This is a genomic window from Roseateles sp. UC29_93 (assembly GCF_042695725.1).
Taxonomy (GTDB): domain Bacteria; phylum Pseudomonadota; class Gammaproteobacteria; order Burkholderiales; family Burkholderiaceae_C; genus Roseateles; species Roseateles noduli_A.
The window spans coordinates 5,016,021-5,035,584 of record NZ_CP170545.1 but is presented as its reverse complement, the minus strand read 5'-3'; the positions used below and the strand labels follow the sequence as shown (position 1 = coordinate 5,035,584).

At 66.9% G+C, this 19,564-nt stretch carries 17 protein-coding genes; 8 read left to right on the top strand and 9 right to left on the bottom strand.

The window, feature by feature from the left end:
- Positions 1–363: 363 nt before the first annotated feature.
- From ACFJIX_RS23365 to ACFJIX_RS23355, 3 genes are all read right to left on the bottom strand, one after another.
- A complete protein-coding gene (locus ACFJIX_RS23365) occupies positions 364–1,335 on the bottom strand; it encodes a Bug family tripartite tricarboxylate transporter substrate binding protein (RefSeq protein WP_377155067.1) in 972 nt (323 codons plus the stop codon).
- A 108-nt stretch (positions 1,336–1,443) separates the two neighbouring features.
- The gene (locus ACFJIX_RS23360; RefSeq protein WP_377155066.1) at positions 1,444–2,547 is read right to left on the bottom strand and encodes a porin; all 1,104 of its coding nucleotides are present in this window, start codon (positions 2,545–2,547) and stop codon (positions 1,444–1,446) included.
- 167 nt (positions 2,548–2,714) lie between these two features.
- Complete coding sequence (locus tag ACFJIX_RS23355; protein WP_377155065.1) at positions 2,715–3,638, bottom strand: dihydrodipicolinate synthase family protein; 924 nt, start codon at positions 3,636–3,638, stop codon at positions 2,715–2,717.
- Between the two features lie 189 nt (positions 3,639–3,827).
- Between ACFJIX_RS23355 and ACFJIX_RS23350 the strand changes: the two genes are divergently transcribed.
- The gene (locus ACFJIX_RS23350; protein WP_377155064.1) at positions 3,828–4,745 is read left to right on the top strand and encodes a LysR family transcriptional regulator; all 918 of its coding nucleotides are present in this window, start codon (positions 3,828–3,830) and stop codon (positions 4,743–4,745) included.
- A gap of 69 nt (positions 4,746–4,814) precedes the next feature.
- Here ACFJIX_RS23350 and ACFJIX_RS23345 read toward each other — a convergent pair whose 3' ends face one another.
- Positions 4,815–5,453, bottom strand: coding sequence for a hypothetical protein (locus ACFJIX_RS23345; RefSeq protein WP_377155063.1), 639 nt, complete (start codon positions 5,451–5,453; stop codon positions 4,815–4,817).
- Between the two features lie 146 nt (positions 5,454–5,599).
- Between ACFJIX_RS23345 and ACFJIX_RS23340 the strand changes: the two genes are divergently transcribed.
- The 4 genes from ACFJIX_RS23340 (at position 5,600) to ACFJIX_RS23325 (ending at position 9,876) form a co-directional block, all read left to right on the top strand.
- Positions 5,600–6,085, top strand: a complete 486-nt coding sequence (locus ACFJIX_RS23340) for a DUF6933 domain-containing protein (RefSeq protein ID WP_377155062.1) — start codon at positions 5,600–5,602, stop codon at positions 6,083–6,085.
- A 437-nt stretch (positions 6,086–6,522) separates the two neighbouring features.
- Entirely contained in the window at positions 6,523–6,999 is a 477-nt protein-coding gene (locus tag ACFJIX_RS23335; RefSeq protein ID WP_377155061.1) for a hypothetical protein, read from the top strand.
- Positions 6,971–8,944: a hypothetical protein gene (locus ACFJIX_RS23330; protein ID WP_377155060.1), complete on the top strand. Its 1,974-nt coding sequence runs from the start codon at positions 6,971–6,973 to the stop codon at positions 8,942–8,944. The genes ACFJIX_RS23335 and ACFJIX_RS23330 overlap by 29 nt, the downstream gene beginning before the upstream one ends.
- Before the next feature lie 14 nt (positions 8,945–8,958).
- Positions 8,959–9,876: a hypothetical protein gene (locus tag ACFJIX_RS23325; protein ID WP_377155059.1), complete on the top strand. Its 918-nt coding sequence runs from the start codon at positions 8,959–8,961 to the stop codon at positions 9,874–9,876.
- A 261-nt stretch (positions 9,877–10,137) separates the two neighbouring features.
- On the opposite strand, the gene ACFJIX_RS23320 is transcribed toward ACFJIX_RS23325, so the two are convergent.
- From ACFJIX_RS23320 to ACFJIX_RS23300, 5 genes are all read right to left on the bottom strand, one after another.
- Positions 10,138–12,465, bottom strand: a complete 2,328-nt coding sequence (locus tag ACFJIX_RS23320) for a TonB-dependent siderophore receptor (RefSeq protein ID WP_377155058.1) — start codon at positions 12,463–12,465, stop codon at positions 10,138–10,140.
- A gap of 211 nt (positions 12,466–12,676) precedes the next feature.
- Complete coding sequence (locus ACFJIX_RS23315) at positions 12,677–13,984, bottom strand: lysine N(6)-hydroxylase/L-ornithine N(5)-oxygenase family protein (RefSeq protein WP_377155057.1); 1,308 nt, start codon at positions 13,982–13,984, stop codon at positions 12,677–12,679.
- Positions 13,985–13,991: 7 nt separating this feature from the next.
- Positions 13,992–14,816, bottom strand: coding sequence for a GNAT family N-acetyltransferase (locus tag ACFJIX_RS23310; protein WP_377155056.1), 825 nt, complete (start codon positions 14,814–14,816; stop codon positions 13,992–13,994).
- Complete coding sequence (locus ACFJIX_RS23305) at positions 14,780–15,121, bottom strand: hypothetical protein (protein ID WP_377155055.1); 342 nt, start codon at positions 15,119–15,121, stop codon at positions 14,780–14,782. Before ACFJIX_RS23305 ends, ACFJIX_RS23310 begins: the two co-directional genes overlap by 37 nt.
- 108 nt (positions 15,122–15,229) lie before the next feature.
- A complete protein-coding gene (locus tag ACFJIX_RS23300; RefSeq protein ID WP_377155054.1) occupies positions 15,230–16,168 on the bottom strand; it encodes an alpha/beta hydrolase in 939 nt (312 codons plus the stop codon).
- Positions 16,169–16,449: 281 nt separating this feature from the next.
- Between ACFJIX_RS23300 and ACFJIX_RS23295 the strand changes: the two genes are divergently transcribed.
- From ACFJIX_RS23295 to ACFJIX_RS23285, 3 genes are all read left to right on the top strand, one after another.
- A complete protein-coding gene (locus ACFJIX_RS23295; protein WP_377155053.1) occupies positions 16,450–17,364 on the top strand; it encodes an RNase A-like domain-containing protein in 915 nt (304 codons plus the stop codon).
- A 2-nt stretch (positions 17,365–17,366) separates the two neighbouring features.
- Positions 17,367–17,681: a contact-dependent growth inhibition system immunity protein gene (locus tag ACFJIX_RS23290; protein ID WP_377161914.1), complete on the top strand. Its 315-nt coding sequence runs from the start codon at positions 17,367–17,369 to the stop codon at positions 17,679–17,681.
- Between the two features lie 104 nt (positions 17,682–17,785).
- Complete coding sequence (locus tag ACFJIX_RS23285; RefSeq protein ID WP_377155052.1) at positions 17,786–19,534, top strand: cyclic peptide export ABC transporter; 1,749 nt, start codon at positions 17,786–17,788, stop codon at positions 19,532–19,534.
- Positions 19,535–19,564: the final 30 nt, after the last annotated feature.

Sequence of the window (19,564 nt, the reverse complement as noted above, 5' to 3'; positions counted from 1 at the left end):
CGATCGGGGCTCATGGCCTGGGTCTCCAACGGAGGACGGAAAAAACAAAACCCGGTGGCTTGTGGCCTACCGGGTTTCGTTGAACTCAGGAGGCCGAGCCTCCGGATGGAATGGCTCTAGGGAAGCAGTGCTGCGTCATACGCCGCGCACAGCGAATCCACCGCGAATGTGCGGGTCTCGGCTGCGGCTTGTGCGCGTTGGAAGGTCAGGAACTGCTGCATAGGGCCGCGAGGCTAACACCGTGATGGGCGGGAAGCAACGGAGGCGTTGTGCGTGCGCAGCAGTCGGCGTGGCGCGGTTCATGAGCGCCCGGGGGCGCTGCCCAGGTGGAGGTGGCGCCAACCGCTGTGCTTGTCCGCCCCGTCACTCCGGCTTGAACCCTGAGCTCTTCAGCAGCTCCGCGCCCAGCGCCACGTCGGCGGCGATGAACTTCTTGAACTGCGCACTGCCTTCAGCGATCGCATCGATGCCGATCGCCGCGTAAGCGCCATTGCGTCCCAGCTCCGTCGACGCTTGCGTCACGGCCGCGCTCAGTTTGGCGACGCGGTCCTCGGGCGTTCCCTTCGGGACCCAGACGCCGTACCAGGACGCGTACTTGAATGCCTTGAGGCCGCCTTCCTGCATCGTCGGCACGTCCGGCGCCAGCGGGCTTCGCTTCTCCGCGGTGATGGCCAGAGGCCGCACCCTTCCGGACTTCGCGAGCGGCAGCAGCGACACCATGGAGTCCATCAGCAGGCTCACGTGGTTGCCGCCGACATCGACCAGCGCCGGCTGGGTTCCCTTGTACGGCACGTAGGTGAGCTTCAGCCCCGCCTGCTTCGCGAAGAGGAGCGTCGCCAGATGGCTCGGCGCACCGGCCGCGGGAATGGCCGCCATCCAGTCGTCGGGCTTGGCCTTGGCGGCGACGATCATCTGGGCCAGCGTCTTGGGTTCGAGCCCCGGTGCGATGACAAGCATGAGCGGCGCTTCGCCAACACGCGCCACAGGGACGAAGTCGGTCTGCGGGTCGTAGGGCGGCGTCGCCATCACCTGCTTGGCCAGGACATGCGTGGCTGCGGAGAACAGCATCGTGTAGCCGTCGGCCGGCGCAGTCTGAACTGCCTTGCCGCCGAGGGTGCCGCTCGCGCCGGCCTTGTTCTCCACGACGACGGGAGTGCCGAGCTGCTTGCGCAATTGCTCGGCCAGCAGACGGGCCGCGTTGTCCACGCCGCCCCCTGCTGCAAACGGAACGATGATGCGCAGCGTGCTGCCTTTCTCCGGGAAAGCCTGTGCGTGCGCCGTCAGGGGAATCACGGCGCCGGCCATCAGGGTGGCCAGCACTTTGACGAAGTTCATGGTGTCTCCTTGCTTTTCTCTGCTCTGGGAGTCGCTGCAGTTCAGGGCGAGAGGTCCTCGAGCGCCTGGTCGGGCGTCTCGATCATCGTTCTCGCCATGGGGCCGACCTCAGAAGTTGTGCCGGATGCCGCTTTCGAAGGCCGTCGACTTCTGGCCTCCGAAGTAGTTGGCTGCCGTGGCGACGCCGCTCACCGCGGGACCGCCGGTGACGGCGAACGAGGCTCCGCCCTTGTTGGCGATGCGTGAGGCATGCGCGTACACCGCCGTGCGCTTGGACAGATGGTGCACGTAGCCGGCACCGATCAAGGTCGCATCGTTGGAGCTCTGTGCTGCAGTCGCCCCCTTCTGGTCCGCGCGAAGCACGGAGAACTTCAGGTCGCCGAAGCCGAGGGGAACCAGCGCGGCCACGAGCGTGTTCGTGGTCTTGTCCGGTCCGTAGCGCCACTGGCGCTGGCCCAGGCTAACCTTCACGACCTTGAAGTCGTAGGACGCGCCCCAGACACGGTCGGTGAAGTCGCGGCCGGCGTTGGCGTTGCGGGTCGTGACCTGCGCGACACCGACCATCAACTGCTCGCCGCGCCAGGCCAGGCGTCCGCCATCGGTCTTCGCGGAACCGGCGCCGGCGGCACCGCCTTCACCAGCGCTCACCAGCAGCGAGCCGTAGAGGCCGCCCAGACCGGTCGGCAGGAAGTACTGCGCGGTGTTGGCGATGCGGAGGGTCGGGTTGAGCTGGTTGGCATCGGCGCTCACGCCGAAGGCCTGCCCGAGGGCGCGCGATGCGAAGACAGAGCGGAAGCTGTTGGCGCCCGCGATGCCCAGGGTGATGAACGGGTCCATGTCGGACCAGAGGATGTGCGTGGGCGCCCAGTCGCGGCCCAGGCGGATCTCGCCCAGGCGGTCGTGCGCGATGCTGACGGTGGCTCGCCGGTCCCAGAACGGTGTGTTCACGGCGCCGGTGTCGCCGAGGAGGGTGCTGTCGAGATAGACGCCGGCGCTCAGTCCATCGCCGAGCGCTTCTCTTACCTGGACGACCAGTTTGCTGGTGGTGTTGGCGCCGCTCACTTCGGAGTCGATGCTGCCCAGCCGGCCATTCTTCACGTGGCGGACGCCGACGTCGACCGTGCCAGACAACGCGACCGAGGTCTGCGCATGGCACTGCCCACCGACGATCCCAGCCACGGCCGCCCATGCGGCGACGGGGAATCGGAACATGTCTTGTCTCCTCTGCCGGCGTTGTTCGCCGGACGTCTAGGGGATGCCGGGTGACCGAAGTCTTCTTCGTGCCACGGAGCGCCGGCGCGCCACGGATGCCGGTGATGAGCCACCGACGGCACGGCGGGGAAGGGCGTAGCCGCTCCCCGCGGTGCCAGGTCTTGCGCCTACTTGACCAGGCCGGCCGAGCGCAGGGCCGCGGCGATCTCCTCGCCGGCGCCTTCGGCCAGCGGCAGCAGCGGGCTGCGCACCGTGGCGTGCTCGAGGATGCCGCGGGCCACCAGGCCGTGCTTCAGCGCCACGGTGCCTTCCATGTGGCTGCCGCGGTGGTACACGTTCTTGGTCACGGGCAGCAGGCGGTCGTGGATGGCACGCGCCTTGGCGTAGTCCTTGGCCTTGCCAGCGGCGATCAGTTCAATCAGCGGCTCCGGCGTCAGGCCGCCGTAGCCGACCAGCGCGCCGTCCACGTCGAACATGGTGTGCAGCAGGTACTCGTCGTGGCAGGTCAGGATCTGCAGGTCCGGGCGCTCCTTGCGGATGACAGGGATCTCGGTGTCCCAGCGCTTCATGTTGCGGACGCCGTTCTTCATTGCGAAGACACCCGGCAGCGCGGCGATTTCCAGCTGCGTCTTCAGGTTGTAGGTGGCCTTGGTGGCGTCCGGGTACTGGAACAGGATCAGCGGCAGGCCGCTGGCTTCATGGATGGCCTTGTAGCGGTCCTGCGGAGCGCCGTCCTGGTAGCCGAAGCGCAGCCAACCATGCGACGGGTACACCAGGCCGGCCGAGGCGCCGGCCTTGACCGCGCGCTTGGCTTCTTCGGCCGCGACGCTCGTGCCTTCCAGCGTGATGCCGGCAATGATGGGCAGGCGGTCGCCCACGGATTCGCGGAAGGCGGTGATGACGCGCAGCTGCTCGTCACGCTCCAGGAACGTGCCTTCGCCGGCGTGACCGAGGACGGTCAGGCCCTTGACGCCGTCGATGCCGCCCAGCCAGCTGCCCAGGCGCTGGATGGCCGCGTAGTCGACGGCGCCGTCGCGGGTGAAGGGGGTGACGGGTGCGGGCACGAGGCCGCGGAGGTCGGGGGCTTGCATGGATGTCTCCTGATGTCGCAGTGCCGAGGGTGGGTGATGAACCTGGCCGTCTTGTCACTCTCGCCGGCTTCGCGCCGGCAGCGGGGTACGGGTCGGTGGGAGTGAATGTAGAAATCCGGCGACCATCTGCCTAGCCACAGATCAGATGAATCAGACATGCCAGAATTGGCATATCTCACGGAGACGCGCATGAACATCGCAGCGGTACGGCTCTTCCTCGAGGTGGTGGAGGCGGGCAGCCTGAGCAAGGTGGCGGCGCATCGGCAGACGGCCCAGTCGCACATCAGCCGCCAGATCACGGACTTCGAGTCCGGGTACGGCGGGCCGCTGTTTCGGCGGACTGGGCGCGGCGTCGCGGTCACCGAGCTCGGCGCACGCGTCGCTGCCCGGCTGCGTCCCTGGCTTCAAGAGACCGAGCAGATGGAGCTCGAGCTGAAGTCCGACGCTGGCCGCATCGTGGGTCGGGTGACCTTGGGCATCATCCCCACGGCCGCCCATCCGCTCACCACCCGCTTGTTCGAGCAGCTGCAGCGCGAGCATCCGGGCATTTCCTTGGACCTGGTGGAAGCGCAGGGAACGGAGCTGGATGCGCTGCTGGACAGCCGCTCACTGGACCTCGCCGTGTTGTTCCGCTTCAGCAAGCCTTCCGGGCGCGATGAGAAGCTCCTGTCGAGCGTCAGCACCTACCTGGTCAGCGCGCCTGGCGACCCGCTCACCCAGCAGCCAACGCTGCCCTTCTCGCGTCTGAAGGGGCTGCGTCTGGTGCTTCCGCGACGGCCGAGCCACTGGCGAAACGCGCTCGATGAAACCGCTCGGGGCCTCGGCTTCCAGCTGGCGCCCGTGGCGGAGGCCGACTCGCTCACCGTCCAACGGACGCTGGTGGCCAACCAGCCGGGGCTGTACTCCATCCTCGGCCCTTACGCCTTCGCGGAGGACCTGCGGGCCGGGAAGGTGCATGCGACGAAGCTGGTGCGTCCCGACCTCATGCGACACGTGACGCTGGCCACGCCACGGCACGGCAAGCTCACGCCGGCCTGCAAGGTGGTCGCGCAGACCATCCAGGCGCTGGTGAAGTCCTGGAGGAACCAGCTCTCCGAGCCTGGATGAGGCGGCCTCTCTCCGACATCACGAGTCGCCCTTGCGAATCGATGCCCGGACCTCGGAACTTCAGATCGCCTATCCGTGCGATGCGACCCTCGTCAGCGCCTTGAGGCGCTGGCGAATCGAAACATCCGATCGCTCCAGCCACTGGATGCACGATTCGGGATTGCCTTCGATGCCCGCGTCTGCCGCGACAGTCATCAGCGGGGGCACATAACAAAGCAGATACCGTCGGGCGGATGTCCGAGGATGATCCTCCTCGGAAAAGAACGACACCCAGGTGTCGAAGGCCGGCACGTTGTCCACGTCGAAGAAACCGCCCGAGACAATCTCCGCATAACCGTCCGAGAGGTTCTCGTCGGGAAAGTACAGCATCAACCTTCCGGTCATGAAGACCGGTGAGCCGTATCTGACCTGGGCCTTGGTGTGGCGCAACTGAAATTGACGGTTCTTGCCGAGATCGCAGACGAGGCTGTCCATGCTGTCTTGAAGCAGACTGGGCCTCAGTGCCGCCGACTTGAAGTCCGCGAGTGAACTGAGCGAGTCGCACCAGGCGACGGTCTCGGCCAAGCGGGCGCTCAGCACCTGGTCGTCCAGTTGAGGGTGGTTCGCGGAGCTGGCTCGCCAGGTGTCCCAGTCGAGCGGTACCTGCTTCGACGAGATCGTGAGCGCGGGCGGTGCAGTCCGCCGCCGCTTCTTGAAGAATCCGAACAAAAGTCCTCCGTCCCTTATTGATTCGCTTGCTCGATTCGGGATCGATCGCATGAGGCCGGAATGTACGCCCTCATGGCGGGAGCGACGCGTGCTCACTCGATTAATGCCCGATACGCTCCGACCACTTCAACCGCCGCTTCAGTGCCGTGTTCACATTCCGCTGCACCCGGAAGCTTCTCGACAGGATCAAGGTTGAGCCCAAGCCGGAGCCTGTTTCGCCACAGAGGATTCTCGGCGATTGGTACGCCCACCTGGTCCACGTCGGGCAGGTCCAGATCGTGCTCGCCGTCAGCGAGCGAACCTTGCTGCCCGTCGTGTTGCCCGCGGGAGGGACGGTCCATCGTTCAGAGGTTCATCGAGGCGCTGGAACCCGTGCTGGTGCCCGTGGGGGTGCCCGCCGACGCAGTGGTCGCCGAGTTCGGCGCCATGCAGCAATGGGTTGTCGGCAAGCCGGCGCATCCTGGGGTCGATCAACGACTTGGCGTATCAGCTTCAATTCGAGAAGGCCGACTTTGCAGATCGATCGCTGCTGGAGCACTCTCTCGCTGGCACGTACGCCCTTGAAACTCATCGAGTACGAAGTCCCGGATCGGGCGACGGTCGCGGCGTTCGCCGCCCATCGCCGAGCTTGAGCTTTGCCTGCCCGGCGGCGTTGAACTGCACACACCGGTCGGACGGCGCCGAGTGCGTGACGTCCTAAATGCTGAGGATGCGGGATCGCGTCGGGTCAGTGAGCATCGCGGACGGAGATGGCGTGCGTTAAGGCCCCATCGACCTACCCCTGCGGGATCTCTCGAAGGGCGCGGACACAGTGGAGGCGGTACACATGCATGGCACGGATCTCCCAACGTCAGCGATCGTGAACTGGCCCGCAGCCATCGCAGCCCTTCACGCGCTGGCGCGCTCCGCAACCACCGGTGCCGTTCCACTACTGGAGCCTTTGGCGCGCCATCTTCTGGCACCTTTGTGCCAACTTGAGACAATCCAGCGCCTAGCCTTGCGGGCTTCCAACGGAGATGAGCACGCCACGGCCGAGCTCAATCGCGTGTCGCTCCTTACGCGAACGGCCATGCCTTCCTCGCTGGGACTGTTCGTGCGCTTCTCCGTGTACGAGGAGACACCGCAAGACAACCATTGCAGTTGCACATTGGCCGCGATGCCCAGTCCGGGGGAAGAGTTGCCCGCCTTGGATGCCTCGGACGTCCTGCAGGAAAGTAGCCTCGTCGAATTGATGCTGCTGATCGTCGGTGCGGGAGCTAACTCCTCACGATTGCATACGAAGGCGGTGCTCGACTGCATGACTAGTGCCTTGGCACGGGCCGGACAGATTTCCCAACTCGCGCGAGCCCTACAAGGCAAGTTGCGCGGTGGCATGCTGGGCGTGCTTCGCATGCTGGCAGGTTCCGGTCAGATGCCCATCTTTATGGACATGTCGGGCATGCCCGACCTGCCGTTCCCCGGCGACCTCGTCCCCCGATTTCGACTCGGATCTGGATCCGCTGGGCTGGCCCGCACAATTGAAGCCCATTCATCGCATCATTGCTGAGCTTCGCCATCCGAAGTACTGGGACCGGGAGTATTGGCGTCCCTTCGCACCGTTCGAACGGGATCCAGTGATTGATTACCCGCCGGGTTGGCTCGCCTTGTTGGCCTGCACGCGAGAGGTCGCCAGGCGCCTCGCAGCACGTGCGGCACTTCCCCCGCCGCCTCGACCGGCACGCGTGACATGGGCGCAGGGCATCACGGCTGTCGAGCAGCACGGATTCTGCGTAGGCGATCGCATCATCATTCGAGGCTCCGGCTTTGCGGCTATTCGCAATACCGCTGTCCTGCTCTTGCCGTTCAATGATGGCTGTCGTGCCGTCTCCGTTGCCGGTTCCGATTGGACCGACACTGCCATTACGGTCACGCTTCCGCCGGGAATCGCATCCGGACCGATCGGCTTCGCCGACGCATCGTTCATTGCCTCCTATGACACCTGGAAGGCGGAGCAGGATCGCTTGCTCCAAGAGTTGAAGGCCTTCTCTTGCTATCCCATGTTTACGCCCGCTGCCGTCGCTGCGCCGTTTCGCGACTGTCCGCCGGACCTGGAGATCAATCGACTTCGTGCCGGAGCCGCGGTGATCAAGGCGTTCACGGTCAATGGCCTGATGTCCGCCTTCGTCGAGCCGGGTACCCCATTGGTGCTTGATTGGACTGTCATCAATGCAGAATCCATCAAGCTAAAACGAGTGGGCTCAGACGGCCCCGACTTTGGGGGAACTCCTTCAACCTCGAATCCGATCGGCAACACCCTCTCGTTGGGGCCCTTCAACGGCGACCGGCCGCTGACGGCGCGCTATACCTTGACCGCTGTGGGGCCCTGTGGCCAAGGACAAGCCACCGTGGAGGTTCGACTCTGCAAGCTACCTTCCCTGGTCATCACTGGGGTGGAGGTGACACAAGGCATTCAGAAGTTCCGCAGCCCAGACGGCGCCGACAACAACATCCCGTTGGTAGCCAGCAAAGATACGGTGGTGCGTGTCTATGTCACCGCGGACAACCTCTCAGGATTCAAGCCCAATTGGTCCGTCGCGAATGCGGTCGGGATCAGCGGCGAACTCCGCATCGGGGGCTACACGATTCCGCCCGTGAATGGGGCAGAAGCGACGGCGGAACCCGATACGTCTGCCCGGCGATCTCGGGGCAACGCTACCCTCAATTTCAAGGTGCCTGCCGGCCTGGCCCAGGCCACCAAAGTGTTGCGCGTGCGCGTGTGGACGCGCGACGAACTGCCCAGCGCTCCTGCTGGCGAACTGGTGCGACAGGCAACGCCGTTCACGCAGCAGACGGCCGTCTGGTACGACAAGGCGCCGTTTAGAGTGCGCTATGTCCGTGTAAGCCAACCGGGCAGACCAGCGCTTTCCGACGCACAAGCCCGCGAAGTGATCGTGCGCGCTTTCGATCTCTTGGCGACGCCCCCCCTGGACATTGCGCCCGCGCGGATGCCGACGTGGCATACGGGGGAGGATCTGTCCACAAGGGAAGGCACGGCGAACCTCATGGAGCATATCGACGATCAGCACGATTGCACTCTGTCCGAAGCACTCTTCCCCTGGGAAGACAGTTGTCCGGACGACGATGGTGCCGTCTGGGCTGCCGTAACGCCTCGCTCGGACTGGGGCGGAATCTCCCAAGGCCTGCGGTGGTTCAACGCTAGCCGCAACACAGTAGTCGTACCACCAGATCGAGTTGTCGCGGCGCACGAATTGGCCCACACGTTGAAGCTGAACCACGTCGATGTCGGCGGTGGCTTCGATGACGATGAGGAGTTCGATACCTTGCCGAACGGCGGTGGGATCCGTGGCGAGGAAGCGTTGGATCCATCCACGGTGAAGATGTTGATGGACGGGTTTCCTGGATTCGGCGCAATCTATGACTTCATGAGTTACGCCCAATCCTCACGCTGGGTGTCACCCGTCCAGTGGAAACGGGTGTTCGACAAGTTCTGAAATTGGAGATCACCATGCTTCGCCCTTTCCTTCGGGTCCTTGGCAGCCTGCGGATCGACGGCACGTACCGGCCATTGCCTGGTTGGGAGACCACGCGCCTGACCAAGCGTTGCCGACCGGCGGCCGATCTGGGCCTGCGCCTGCTGGACGACATGGGGACGGCGGTCGCCAAAGGCAACTTGGAACGGCGGACTTCCTTGTGCGGGTCATGCGAGGTGCGCAGCGCGGATACAGCTCGCATCACAGGGCATGTCGCGCTCCATCCGAACGCCACTGCGCTCGAACTGATCTGCGAGGGCCAGGTCATCCACAAGGCACCCATCGCCCGTGAAAGACCCAAGATTCATTCCCTGAAGGTCACCCCAGGGGATGAGTCATGGCTCGTCCAATGGGAAGTCGAGCATCCGATGCCCCTGACCTACAACTTGGTATTCCTGGATCCGCAACGGCGCGCCATTCCTGTTGCAAGAAGCTTGAATGAGTCCAGCTTCGAGATCGACCTCCGAGGACTTCCGGGTGGGAGTGAATGCCGAATCGGATTGCTGGCCACCGACGGCATTCGCTCTGAGACCGCGCAGAGCGACGCATGGTCGGTGCCGACTCGCCCGGCCATCTTGTGTTTCCACGCGCCATCTTCGCAGGCAGTCCTGCTGCCCTACCAGCCGTTTACCCTGCAGGGATCTGCATATGATCCGGCCGGCCGTGCGCTTCCCGACGACGGCATCGTGTGGTCGATCGATGGCGCTGTGGTCGCACGGGGTGTTCGCCTTGCCACCAGCGCGCCCCTGACCTCTGGTGAGCATGAGGTGGAAATGGGGTATCTCAGCCACAGTGGCGACGAAAAGGTAAGTTTGAAGCGCACCGTGGTCGTTCCGCCAAACACCCCAGAGATGGAACACTGGGTACGCGTCAGAGCCAGCTTGTTCTCATAGACGAGACTAAGCATGTAGTCCCGACTGTCGAAGCGAGATGCAGTCCTTGGGCGTTCTGCCGGCGTAGCGCCTCAGCGTGACGGCGAGTCAGCCGGCCGAGAGCGGAGGTGGCCTCTCATACGGATCCTCCGCTGGGCTGGTGTTCCGATCGAGATGACCCGAATTCTCTCTGGCAGAGCTCGCCAAACGAATGAAGAGTGGACTACGAGGCGCCTCCCGGCGCCCCGTGTAGATCCCGAACCGAGGGTCAGTCCTTGCCCGTCAGAACTTGTAGTTCGCCCTGACCCACGTGCTCCGCGGCGTCCCGAACATGTAGCCCGACTGCCCGCTCATCCAGATGTAGGTCTTGTCGGTCACGTTCTCGACGTTGAGGGACACGTTCAGCTGCCGCGTCACGTCATACCGCGCCAGCAGGCCCAGCAGCGTGTAGCCGCCCTGCGTCAGCGCCGGCTTGGAGATCACGTCCATCGACGTGCGGTTCTGGTAGCTCACGTTGCCGCCCACCGTCAGCTTGTTCAGCACGCCCGGCAGGCGATAGCTGGTCGCGAGGTTGAACGTGCGGGTGGCCAGGTGCGGCGACAGCGCCGAGCCGTCCGCCTTGGTCGGCGTGCCGTAGGCATAGCCGGCCTGCAGCTGCCAGCCGGTCAGCACCTCGCCGGCGAGGCTGAACTCATAGCCCTCGGTCACCGTGCCGCGCTCGCCGCGGAAGGCCGCCGTGCCGTCCGGCTGCAGCGTGCCCGTCGCGACCGGCACATGGTCTTGCTTGGTCCGGTACACGGCGACCGCGGTCGTGAGACGGCCGCCGAAGTGCTCGCCCTTCACGCCGAATTCGACGTTGCTGCCGCGCTGCGGATCGATCACGTTGCCGTTCACGTCCTTGGACGTGTTGGGCTGGAAGATCTGCGTGAAGCTGCCGTAGACGGAGAACTGCGGCGTCAGGTCGTAGACCACGCCGGCGTAGGGCGTGAACACGCCGTCCTCCTTCACCGGCGCGCCGTCGACGCGCGCGCCGTTGGCCGTGCCGGCCCAGGAGCGCTGGTAGGCCGTGTTCTCGTACCAGGTCACGCGCGATCCCACGATCACCGACAGCGCGTCCGTCGCCTGCAGCCGCGTGGACCCGTAGATCGCGCGCTCCTGCGTGTCGCCGTACTGGCGCAGGCGCGGGTACTGGAAGTCCGGCTTGGCGATCGCGCCGAGGTCGAAGACCGACCCCGGACGGCGGTCCAGTCGCGTGCCGGTGTTGAGCGCGCTGTTGTTGGCGATCTCGTTCTCGAGCTTGTTGACGTTGAAGCCGATCACCGCCTGGTGCGTGCGGCCGAACAGCCGGAACGGCCCCGACGCGTACAGGTCCAGCGACTTGTTCGTGCCCTCCGCCGGGTTGTCGCTCAGCGAGACCACGCCGACGTTGGTGGCCGCGTTGATCGGGAAGGTCGGCAACGTGCTCTGCAGGTCGCCGCTGTAGCGCTCGCGCTTGTTCTTGACCTGCGCCAGCTCGGCCTTCACCAGCCAGCCGTTGTCGAACGCGTGCTGCAGGTTGACGAAGGCGCGCTTAGTCTCCATGTTCCAGACGCTCCACGGCGTGCTGAACGAGTAGGAGCGCGGCACCACCAGCCGCGTGCCGTTGCCGTAGTACGGCGGGATGTTGCCGAAGTTGGCGCCGTCGATGTCGTTCTTCTGGTACTCGAAGCCGCCGGCCAGCACGGTGCGGGCGCCGAGGTCGGTCTCGACGATCGCGTACAGCAGGCTGTCCTTGCGGCTCTTGTTGTCGATGAAGGTGTCGCCGCCCGAGTACGACGCGACCACGCGACCGCGCACGCCGCCCCCCGCCGTCAGGCTGCCGCCCACGTCGGCCTGCGTGAGGTATCGGCTCCAGTTGCCGGCGCCGACGGTGACGCTGCCTTCGAAGTTCTTCGTCGGGCGCTTGCGCACCAGGTTGATCGAGCCGCCCGGCTGGCCGACGCCGTTGAGCAGGCCCGCCGGACCGCGGATGACCTCGACGCGGTCGTACATGGCCATGCTGGTCATGCTCGCCTCGGCCGAGACGTTGTTGAAGGCCAGCGTCGGGATGCCGTCGACCATCTGGCTCATCGAGAAACCGCGCGAGGTGAAGTCGACGCGCTCGTCGCGGCGGTTGACGACGATGCCGGGCGTCTGGCGCATCACCTCGTTGAGCGTGTCCAGGTTCTGCTCGTCCATCTGCTGGCGGCCGATCACCGTCAGCGACTGCGGCGTCTCGCGCGGCGACAGCGGCATGCGCGTGCCCGCGCCGGTGCTGCGCACGGTGTAGGAGCCGGTGCCCTCGCTCGGCGCGGAACGGCCGCTCACGGACACGGTGGGCAGCGCGGAGCCGGCCGCGCCCGAGGCGGCGGCACCGGGGGCCGCGGCCGCCTCGGCGGCGGTCGCGTCCGCGGCGGCCTGTGCCCAGACGGACGGGACGCCCGCCAGCGCGACGGTGCCGAAGGCGGAGGCCAGGGCCAGCGAGAGCCGGCGGGGCCGAGGCGGCAGCGATGACGAAGGCGATTGCGATTGCGATTGCGACGAAACCGACGGGGACGAGGTGAACGACGTGAACGAGGAGGACGGGAACATGGCGCGATCCTTCTGAGGATTCATGGTTGTGGTGGAGAGGTAAGAGGGAGCCCGGAACGTGAAAAAGCGCGCCGCCACGGATCCCGTGTGGCGGCGCGCGTCGCGGAGAACGAAGCGGTGGTCGTCGGCGGCTCCTCGCTCGAACGATCCGGAGGCACTGAGCGCAGGCCCGGCTGCCTCCGGGGCGGCCGGTCGCGAGGCATCGACGTCGTCATGCGGCCTGACGCGAGCTTTCCTGCCGGACCGTCGCGTGATCGATGCCGGCAGCGCCGTGCAGCGCGCTGCGGATCTCGCCGGAGCGGATCGCGGTGACCGACAGCAGCGTGTCGCTCAGGCCGTGGGTCAGCTCGCAGGCGCCCTGCAGGAAGACGCTCGGATGGAAGTTGGGACTGCCGCGCAGGCGGTAGTGGCGGTCGACCTCGAAGTTGCCCAGGTAGGGCGCCAGCGACGACAGCAGCGTGCGATGCCGGTCGCGCTCGTAGCCGGTCGCCAGCACGATCGCGTCGTAGCGCTGCGTCGTCGTGCGGTCGTGGTTCAGGTCGCGCAGCGTCAGCCGCAGGCCGTCGTCGGCGGCCTGCGCGCCGGCGACCTCGTGGCGGCGCAGGAAGCGATGACGTTCCTCGCCGCTGACGCGCTGGCGATAGAACACGTCGAAGATCTGCTGGATCAGCGCCAGGTCGGGCGCGGCGTAGTTGGTGTGCCAGTACTCGTTGAGCAGCTCCTCGCGCTCGCTGCCGGTGCGGCTGAAGACGAAGTCGGTGAAGTCGGCGTTGAAGATCTCGTTGACGAAGGGGCTGTCGTCCGAGGGCTTGATCGAGCGCGCCCGCATGACCAGGTCCACGTGCGGGCGTTGCGGCCGGCCGTGCAGGTCCATGAAGATCTCCGCCGCGCTCTGGCCGGCGCCGACGACGGCGATGCGCTGGGCCGCGCCGTTGCCGGCGATCGCCTGCAGGTAGTTGCTGGAGTGGAAGACGCGCGGATCGTCCTTGAACGCCTTGAATTCGGCCGGGATGCGCGGCATGCCGCCCACGCCGACGACCAGGTGGCGCGTCAGGCGCTCGTGCACGGCGCCCGCGGCGTCGCGCGAGCGCACGCGCAGCAGCTTCACCTCGCCGGCGCGCGGCTCGGGCAGCACCTCGAAGACGTCTTCGCCATAGGCACAGCGGTCCTCGAACTGGGCCGCCGCCCAGCCCAGGTAGTCGTTGAACTCGTGGCGGCTGGGGAAGAAGGTCTTCAGGTTGATGAAGTCCTGCAGCCGCTCCTTCTCGTGCAGGTAGTTCAGGAAGGTGAAGCGGCTGGACGGGTTGCGCAGCGTCGCCAGGTCCTTCAGGAAGGAGATCTGCATGTGCGCGTGGTCCAGCAGCATGTTCTTGTGCCAGACGAAGCCGGGCTGCCGTTCCACGAAGAGCGCGTCCAGCGGCCGGTCCTGGGGACGCGCCTCGCGGCCTTCTTCGAGGGCGATGGCCAGGGCGATGTTGGACGGGCCGAAGCCGATGCCGATCAGGTCATGGATGTGCATGGGTGCCTCAGGATTGCGGGACTGCGGGGAGGTCGAAGGGGGAATCGCCGCGCGGGATCCAGAGCGCGTCGTCGAAGAAGCGCTCGCGCATCAGCAGGCCGAGCACGGCGCGCTTGTGCGGGAACTGGATCTCCTTGAGCGAGGCGTAGCCGCAGCGGTTCAGGCTGTGGACCATCCGGCGGTTGTCGATGCGCGGCTCGATGACGATGCGCTGCGTGCGGCAGTCGTCGAGGAAGAGGTAATGCGAGATGCCCGGCATCCAGGCCGTCAGGAACTCGCGGCCGCGCAGCCCCGGCTCTCCGACCAGCACGTGCCAGCCGCGGTCGTGGTCGGCGGCGTCGTAGAAGGGCGCGATGCGGTCTTCCTTGGCCCAGTAGGCCTCGAAGTAGCTGAAGGGCTGGTCGTCGAAGCAGCCGATCAGGCCGAGGGTGTGCGGGTCCGCGGCGATGCCGGAGAGATAGCGCCGGTGGTGCGCCAGATCGCCGGTTTCCTGCCAGAAGTGCGCGACGGCGGGTTCGTTCATCCAGCGGTTGACGGTCGGCAGGTCGCGTTCGACGTCCAGCGCGCGCAGGCTGAAGGTTTTGTCCAACCACGGGATGTGGCGGCGGTAGACGGTGCCCGTGGGCTTGGCCGGGCGGCGCGGATGGCGACGGCCGTCCTTGCTGAAGACCTGCTGGATCGGTGCGGGCTCGCGGCGGTTGGCCAGCCAGAGACGGTCCCATTGCCAGAACAGCTCCCGCGAGACCGTGAGCGTCGTTGTCGGCGAGCCGACGGGGAGGGCGATCCCACCAGCGATCAGCGCGGCGTTGGCCGGTAGCGCGTCGCCGAGCACGACCGCAGGCAGCCCGGGCGCAGCGCGAAGAGGGCTTCGAGCGCCGCCGGCAGGTGGCCGTCCGCCAGAGCCGTGACGCCCTGACCGAGACCGTGGCGGGAATGCAGGGAAGGCAGTGGCGAACGGGCCTCCAGCATCCAGGCGCTCGCGGGGCCGCCGTCCAGCGGCTTCACCGTGATCTGGGCGCCGTCCATGACTGTCTCGAAGGGCTGGCCGGCGATGAGGCCCAGGATCCGGCCGGTCGCACCGGCGGCGGAATCCTGGCGGTCGGAGCCGGCGACCTGCGCCGGCGAAGCGATGGACATGGGACTGCCTTGAAGGTGGGTGCGGCGCTCAACGCGCCGCCGTCTCCGGTAAAGACGTTGGCCGCGCCGATTTGTTCACGGCGGCAGGTCGGGGCAGCGCGGAGGCGCTCAGCGGAAGGCCTGGGCCAGCACGGCGGCGAGCTCGGCGCGCAGCGTGGCCGCCTCCTCGACGACGTTGCCGAGCCGCGCGAAGTCATGGACCATGCCCGCGTAGACCTTGGCCGTGACGCGGACGCCAGCGGCCCGCAAGGCCTCGGCGTAGGCGAGGCCTTCGTCCAGCAGGGGATCGAATTCCGCCAGCGCCAGGTGGGCGGGGGCCAGGTCTTGCAGGGTCGCCGCCTGCAGCGGCGCGAAGCGCCAGTCGAGGCGGTCCGCGTCGTCGCGCAGGTACTGGCCGAACATCCATTGCAGGTTGCGCTCTTCCAGCAGGAAGCCGCTGGCCAGCCGCTTGTGCGACGGCGTGTCCTGGCGGGCGCTGGTGCAGGGGTAGAGCAGCAGCTGCAGGACGGGCTGCGGCAGCCCGGCATCGCGCGCCGCGAGCGTCAGCGCGGTGGCGAGCGTGCCGCCGACGCTGTCACCGCCGACGGCGATGCGGGCCGGATCCAGTCCCAGCGAGCCGGCGTGGCCGCGCAGCCAGGCGGCGGCGTCCTCGGCGTCTTCGAAGGCGGTGGGGAAGCGGTGCTCCGGCGCGCGCCGGTAGTCGACGGCCAGCACCGCGCAGGCGGCGCGTGCCGCGAGGTCGCGGCACAGCGAGTCGTGCGAGTCCAGTCCGCCCAGCACATAGCCGCCGCCGTGGAAGAACAGCAGCACCGGCGAGCGCGGTTCCGTGCCGCCGCGGTACAGGCGCGCGGGCAGCGCGTGGCCGTCGCGGGCCGGCAGCGCGAGCGCCTCCCAGGGCAGGTCGGGGCCGGGCTCGTCCAGCGCCAGCGTCGAGCGGTCGTAGGCCGCGCGGGCCTGCGCGGGCGTCATCTCATGGAGCGCCGGGCCGTCGGCATTGGCGTCGTTGACCAGCTCGAGGAAGGCTTCCAGGTCGGGATGCAGAGGCATGGGCGCGGGGTGCGGCATCGGGGCGATGCCGGTTCGGTGGTGTCCGAAGAGAGACGTCCTGGGGCCGCGTTTGTTCACGGCATGGCTGAAGTCCGGGATGACTCGAAGCTGGTGTCGCGGAAAAGTTCCGTGACTTTGGTGATCACGTGCAATGGCTCCTGCGAGTTCAGAATCCCCGCTGATTCGACCGCGCTGAAGAGCACTCATCGGAGCGGTCTGGCCAACGCCCTCATCTGCCAATCGAGAACATGGCAAGCTCCAGACCTCCCGGCCCGCTCGGTATGACCTACGCCGAGCCAATCGACGACGGAACGCTTTGCCTGCATCGCTCCTTGCCGCCAGGAGCGCACGGTCTCGATGATCACGTCACGTCGGTTCAATGCGACGTTGACTCCATGGACGGGCTGCAAGTCGTCCTCACGCCCATTCAGTTGGCCGCCGTGCTCGCGGGCGAGAGCCTGGACGAAGGGCCCACGCTGGCTAATCGACTCTGGGGTGTCGGCAAACTGGTCGCAGGGGCGCTCGAGCTGGTCGGCGCGGCAGGCCTGCTGCTCGTTCCCGAGCCCACAGCGCTGACCAAGGTCGCCGGCGGTGCGCTTGGTGTCCACGGCGCCGATACCTCGGCAGCTGCAATTCGGCAGATCACGTCGGGTCGGGACACGCGAACGCTCACCGCCGAAGCGGCCAGGTCCGCATCCACAGCGCTCGGCGCGGATCCGGCAACCGCGGAGATGATCGGCCTCGGGGCTGACATTGCCATCCCGCTCCTGGCGGGCGGTGTCGGCGCTTTACGCGTCATCGCGGTCAGGCGCGGGGCCGTCAGTCTTGCGGCCGAGGAGGCCGCTGGCGGTCACACCATCCTGAAGCATGTCGGCCAGACCGAACCGCAGTTGCGGGCGCGCCTGCTGCGCGAGCCACGCATTCCGGCGGCCACCACTTTCCGCAGCCTCGCGGATGCCGAGCGCCATGTGGCAGCCGCGCTGCGAGCGAATCGATCCGCCATCGAAACCTGGGCGAAGTCCTCGTCGGCAAGCGGCAGAGAGGTTTTCCGCTACCAGGCGAGCTCGTCGGTGGGAGAGGGGGTGGTGCGGGCAACAGGCGCGATGCAACAGATGAATCGAATGGTGGTCGTGCTTCGACGCGTGCAGCAGCAGAATCGGGTCTATTTCGTTCTCACAGCCTACCCGGTGCCTTGACCATGCCCAGCTACACACTCAAGGGTCAGCAGCAGTTCCCAGATCTGGCTTCCTTCATGGGGGGATGGTTCCACCAGGACTTCGACATCGAGGGCGACTCGATCCAGGACATCGTGGGCGCCTTCCGCAAAGAGGCGACAACACAGCTTGTGCAACTGCTGGTCGCCGACATCGACAGATTTCTCGAGACCGGAGACGACGGCATGGACGAGCGGTTTCAGGCGTATTTCGAGCCCGACATCATTCCGTCGGCGTTCTGCCCGACGACGCGGGACTTTCTCCTGACCCTCCGATCCTCGCTGAGCAACAGTCCATGACGCTGCCACTGGCGCCGTGAACATCCGCGCCGCTGGAACGTCTACGGGGTAGGACCTCACCCCGTCCGCCGCGCCCTCGCGCCGGTGGCTGAAAGACCACGCTGATGAACACTGCTCCTGGCACCCCGGCGGGCGCCGCGCCCCGCTCCGATATCGCCGCTCCCGGCAAGGTCGGCGAAGTCTCCACGCTCCTGAAGCCCTTCCTGCCGTGGCTGCTCGTGTCGGCGGTGACTGGCATCGCCGCCGGCGCGGCGACCGTGGCGTTGCTGGGCACGATCAACGAGGTGCTGAACCGCCCGGGCGGCATGGCCGGCGGGCTGCTGCTGACCTTCGTCGCACTGTGCGCCGTGGCGCTGGTGGGACGCGCGGCCTCGAGCATGTGCACGAACCTGGTCGGCCAGCGGCTGGTGGCCCAGGTGCGCAAGAGCCTGGCGCGCAAGATCCTCGCCGCGCCGATCGACGCGCTGGAGCGCTACCGCACGCACCGCCTGATGCCGGTGCTGACCGGCGACGTGGACATGATCAGCGACGCTGCCTTCGTGCTGTCCTCGGCGGTGATCGCGCTGGCGATCACGCTGGGCTGCCTCGGCTACCTGGCGTGGCTGTCGCCGCCGCTGTTCGGGCTGCTGCTGGTGGCGCTGGTGATCGGCGTGGGCGTGCAGACCTGGGCGCAGGCCCGCGGCATCCGCGGCTTCCACAAGGCGCGCGACGCCGAGGAGCAGTTGCACAAGGCCTACCGCGCGATCAGCGATGGCGCCAAGGAACTGCGCATGCACCGCGTTCGCCGTGCAGGCATGTATGGCGGCCAGATCGAAGGCACCGTCGACCGCATCCGCGAGATCAACTGGCGCGCGATCAACACCTACGTGCTGGCGACGGCCTTCGGCTCGGCGCTGTTCTTCCTGCTGATCGCGCTGATCCTGGGCTGGGCGGCGTTCCGGACCATGGAGCCGGCGGTGCTGAGCGGCTTCGTGCTGGTGCTGCTGTTCCTCAAGGGACCGCTGGACCAGATCGCCGCGGCGGTGCCGGGCATCGGCCGGGCGCGGGTGGCGTTCCAGCGGATCGCGGACATGTCGGCGCGCTTCGCGACGCCGGAACCCTTCCTCGACCTCGACAAGCCGGGCGAGCCCGCCGCGCTGGCCGACGCGATCGAGCTGCGCGGCGTGCGCTACGGTTTCGCGAAACCGGACGGCGGCGAGGCCTTCGTGCTCGGGCCGGTGGACCTGAGGCTCAAGCGCGGGGAGATGGTGTTCATCGTCGGCGACAACGGCTCGGGCAAGACGACGCTGGTGAAGTTGCTGCTGGGGCTGTATGCGCCGCAGCAGGGTCAGGTCTTGGCAGACGGCGCGCCGGTGACCGACGAGACGCGTGATCATTACCGTCAGCTCTACACGACGGTGTTCTCGGACTTCTACCTGTTCGAGGACCTGGCCGCCGAAGCCGGGCAGGGCGGCAGCCTGCCGGAGAAGGCGCTGCCCTACCTGCAGCGGCTGGAGATCGCGCACAAGGTGTCGGTGAAGGACGGCTCCTTCAGCACCGTGGATCTGTCGACCGGGCAGCGCAAGCGGCTGGCGCTGGTGCACGCCTACCTCGAGGGCCGGCCCGTGCTGGTCTTCGACGAATGGGCGGCGGATCAGGATCCGACCTTCCGGCATCTCTTCTACACGGAGTTGCTGCCGGAGTTGCGCGACAAGGGCCACCTGGTGATCGTGGTGTCGCACGATGACCGCTACTTCCATCTGGCGGATCGCGTGATCCGGATGGGCAACGGGAAGATCCTCGGCGACGCCGGCACGGCAGATCAGCCCGCGGTCGACGACGAGCGGGCTGAGCGGGAACTGACGGTGAGCTGAACCCGGCCCGCGCCTTCACGGGTCGCGCAA

Coding starts and splice junctions, on each gene's coding strand:
- ACFJIX_RS23355 (WP_377155065.1), bottom strand. CDS start 3,638: ATGCAAGCCCCCGACCTCCGCGGCCTCGTGCCCGCACCCGTCACCCCC.
- ACFJIX_RS23305 (WP_377155055.1), bottom strand. CDS start 15,121: ATGTCCATCGCTTCGCCGGCGCAGGTCGCCGGCTCCGACCGCCAGGAT.
- ACFJIX_RS23335 (WP_377155061.1), top strand. CDS start 6,523: ATGCCTTCCTCGCTGGGACTGTTCGTGCGCTTCTCCGTGTACGAGGAG.
- ACFJIX_RS23295 (WP_377155053.1), top strand. CDS start 16,450: ATGACCTACGCCGAGCCAATCGACGACGGAACGCTTTGCCTGCATCGC.
- ACFJIX_RS23325 (WP_377155059.1), top strand. CDS start 8,959: ATGCTTCGCCCTTTCCTTCGGGTCCTTGGCAGCCTGCGGATCGACGGC.
- ACFJIX_RS23290 (WP_377161914.1), top strand. CDS start 17,367: ATGCCCAGCTACACACTCAAGGGTCAGCAGCAGTTCCCAGATCTGGCT.
- ACFJIX_RS23360 (WP_377155066.1), bottom strand. CDS start 2,547: ATGTTCCGATTCCCCGTCGCCGCATGGGCGGCCGTGGCTGGGATCGTC.
- ACFJIX_RS23315 (WP_377155057.1), bottom strand. CDS start 13,984: ATGCACATCCATGACCTGATCGGCATCGGCTTCGGCCCGTCCAACATC.
- ACFJIX_RS23365 (WP_377155067.1), bottom strand. CDS start 1,335: ATGAACTTCGTCAAAGTGCTGGCCACCCTGATGGCCGGCGCCGTGATT.
- ACFJIX_RS23300 (WP_377155054.1), bottom strand. CDS start 16,168: ATGCCTCTGCATCCCGACCTGGAAGCCTTCCTCGAGCTGGTCAACGAC.
- ACFJIX_RS23285 (WP_377155052.1), top strand. CDS start 17,786: ATGAACACTGCTCCTGGCACCCCGGCGGGCGCCGCGCCCCGCTCCGAT.
- ACFJIX_RS23320 (WP_377155058.1), bottom strand. CDS start 12,465: ATGTTCCCGTCCTCCTCGTTCACGTCGTTCACCTCGTCCCCGTCGGTT.
- ACFJIX_RS23350 (WP_377155064.1), top strand. CDS start 3,828: ATGAACATCGCAGCGGTACGGCTCTTCCTCGAGGTGGTGGAGGCGGGC.